Source organism: Gracilimonas sp. (assembly GCF_040218225.1).
Taxonomy (GTDB): domain Bacteria; phylum Bacteroidota; class Rhodothermia; order Balneolales; family Balneolaceae; genus Gracilimonas.
The window spans coordinates 1-2,336 of sequence record NZ_JAVJQO010000010.1 but is presented as its reverse complement, the minus strand read 5'-3'; the positions used below and the strand labels follow the sequence as shown (position 1 = coordinate 2,336).

At 40.8% G+C, this 2,336-nt stretch carries 2 protein-coding genes; both read right to left on the bottom strand.

What is annotated here, in order from left to right:
• Positions 1-1,506 (bottom strand): tail fiber domain-containing protein (locus RIB15_RS15665; RefSeq protein ID WP_350203119.1); only part of this gene is annotated, 1,506 nt, incomplete at its 3' end.
• Between the two features lie 9 nt (positions 1,507-1,515).
• Positions 1,516-2,028, bottom strand: a complete 513-nt coding sequence (locus RIB15_RS15660; protein ID WP_350203118.1) for a T9SS type A sorting domain-containing protein — start codon at positions 2,026-2,028, stop codon at positions 1,516-1,518.
• Positions 2,029-2,336: the final 308 nt, after the last annotated feature.

Here is a 2,336-nt window from a genome sequence, read left to right as displayed (position 1 = left end):
CATTCCTTTGATGAGCACCGGAATCAGCTCCGTGTAGTTCATGGTTTTATATTCCATGGTTTTCTCAATTTCAGTTTCTGATATGGCGTCAGGACCTTGCCCGTCTACCTTCATTTCAGAATAAGTATGAAGATTATTTTTAACCAGCGAAGGCAGAACTTGTTCTACTTCCTGAGCAATAAGCCCATAATGCAGACCGGAAGAAAGCTTCAGTCCTTTATACTCTCCATTACCCCGAAAATGATAGGTGGTGGGGTTTAGCTTCATAATAGTGCTCAACCCATTTTGCAGCGGCTGAATATTTTCTTTCAGATTACGGTCAGAGGCCTCATTAATAGTCCCACTCACCTTAAGGTTACCATTAATTTCTGTGAATCCGTTCAGTTGGGCTGCGGTATCGGCATTTACAATCATCCCAATATTTGACGACCCACTATGTACATTTAAAATCATACCTCGATTTATCGAGCTTCCATCTATCACTCCAAAAATACCGAAGTTTTCTTTCTGAGAACCATTGACAAGCATATTTACGGCCGTATTTCCTCCATCAGCTGTAGTAAATACTCTAAATTCTCCACCGATATTGATGCGCTCTCCTTCGGTTCCGGTAACCCCAACGTCTAACCCAATATTTCCATTTAAATTACCTGAAGCATAACCTGAAAGACCTTGATTAAATGACCCAAATTCTTCGGATTCAAAATCGGTTATAATAGTGCCATCTCCAGGGCCACGAGCAACTCCAGTAATAGCAGAATTATAGTATCCGGAGCTTTCAGACCATCCGTATACGCCGTACCTGCTTCCAGCAACACCTTCGTTACCCAGAGCTATTCCATAAACACCAAAATGATTCCCTGTACCTTCACCTTCTGCTCGACCATACATTCCTATTTGGCTATTTTCGTTGCCAATATAGGATTTAACACGAGCATCAACTCCACGGTTTGAGCCATCTGTTTCTGAGCGAACTTTTAAAGCACCGGCAAGAGATTCAGTGCCTGTTGCATTAATACTAAATGATGTGTCACCCTCTGATGAATTTAGGTTATACTCGATAATTGGCTCTGCAGGTCCTGCTCCCCCGTTCAACACATCTTGCGCTAAAAGCGCATACGGAACAGATAAAAGCCGGGTTGTTCCCAACTCTTCGTATTCGGTTCCTCCTGCCGGATCTATTTCCAATTTTACGTAGTAATTATCTGATGACCAGTCAATGACAGAAAAATTATCTTCTGATTCCCCCTCCCCAATAACCAGATCAAAAAGACCTGCTCCATTGGTTTCAGCAGTTTGAGTTTCAGTGTAAACAATAGTTCCGGTTTCACTGCCCTGAAGTACACTTATCCTGACCCCAAGTTGTGAATTAACAATTAATTCGCCATCTCCATCACGGGCTACCGCCTGGAAGTTAAATCCCTGAGGAACCTGTGCCATTACTTCAGCTGTGAATAAAACAGCTAAAAGCGTAAATATTATTTTTGTAGTCCTGTTATTCATCATTATGTCCCCTTATTTGATAATTACCATTTTTTTGGTAGCGATTAAATTTCCATTAGCTATTAAACGATAAAGATACATTCCACTAGCCAGCGATGATGCATCAAAACGGGCCGTATGTGAACCCGCCGGTTTTTGTTTTTGTACTAATATGGCCACTTTTGCCCCGATGATATTAAATACCGCCAGCTCTACATCGGCTTTCTCTGGAAGATCGTAGGCAATATTAGTGGATGGGTTGAAAGGATTTGGATAATTTTGTTTTAACCGAAATCTGGTTGGCACATCATCTGCTATAGGTTCATTCGAAACGAAAACATTATCGCCCCCATTAGAAAAGCCTGTTGTAAGCAGAATATTAGAGCTGCTAAAAGTACCTGCAACAACTTCTCCAGCAGAAAAACTGACTGTAAAAGAGTCGCTTTGAAATGTACCCCCGGCAAATGTAATAGAACTTTGCCCCTGAACCTGTGTTACTCCACAAATACAAAACAGCCATAGAAAAACTGATATTAATCTATGCATAATTGTATGTATTAGTTATTGCACAATTTATCTGTGCTACTGATGAAAATCTAACAAATATGATTACTAAACGAAACACCCAAGCATGTGGGATTTCTATGATTCCCGGAATTAAAGCCTCCTTAGAAGGATGATTTTTCTTTTTCTAATAAAAAAGCCCCTCACGCATCTGCATAAGGGGCTTTTTTTGTTTGAAGAAGAAGGAACTGTTATTTGTCCTTCTGAAGCTTTTCTATTTCTTCTTTGAGTCGCTCAATTTCTGCCTGCTGTTCCTGCATTCCTTTGATGAGCACCGGAATCAGCTCCGT

Bases quoted from the DNA above. Each gene is read 5' to 3' on its own strand.
- RIB15_RS15660 (WP_350203118.1), bottom strand. From the start codon at position 2,028: ATGCATAGATTAATATCAGTTTTTCTATGGCTGTTTTGTATTTGTGGA.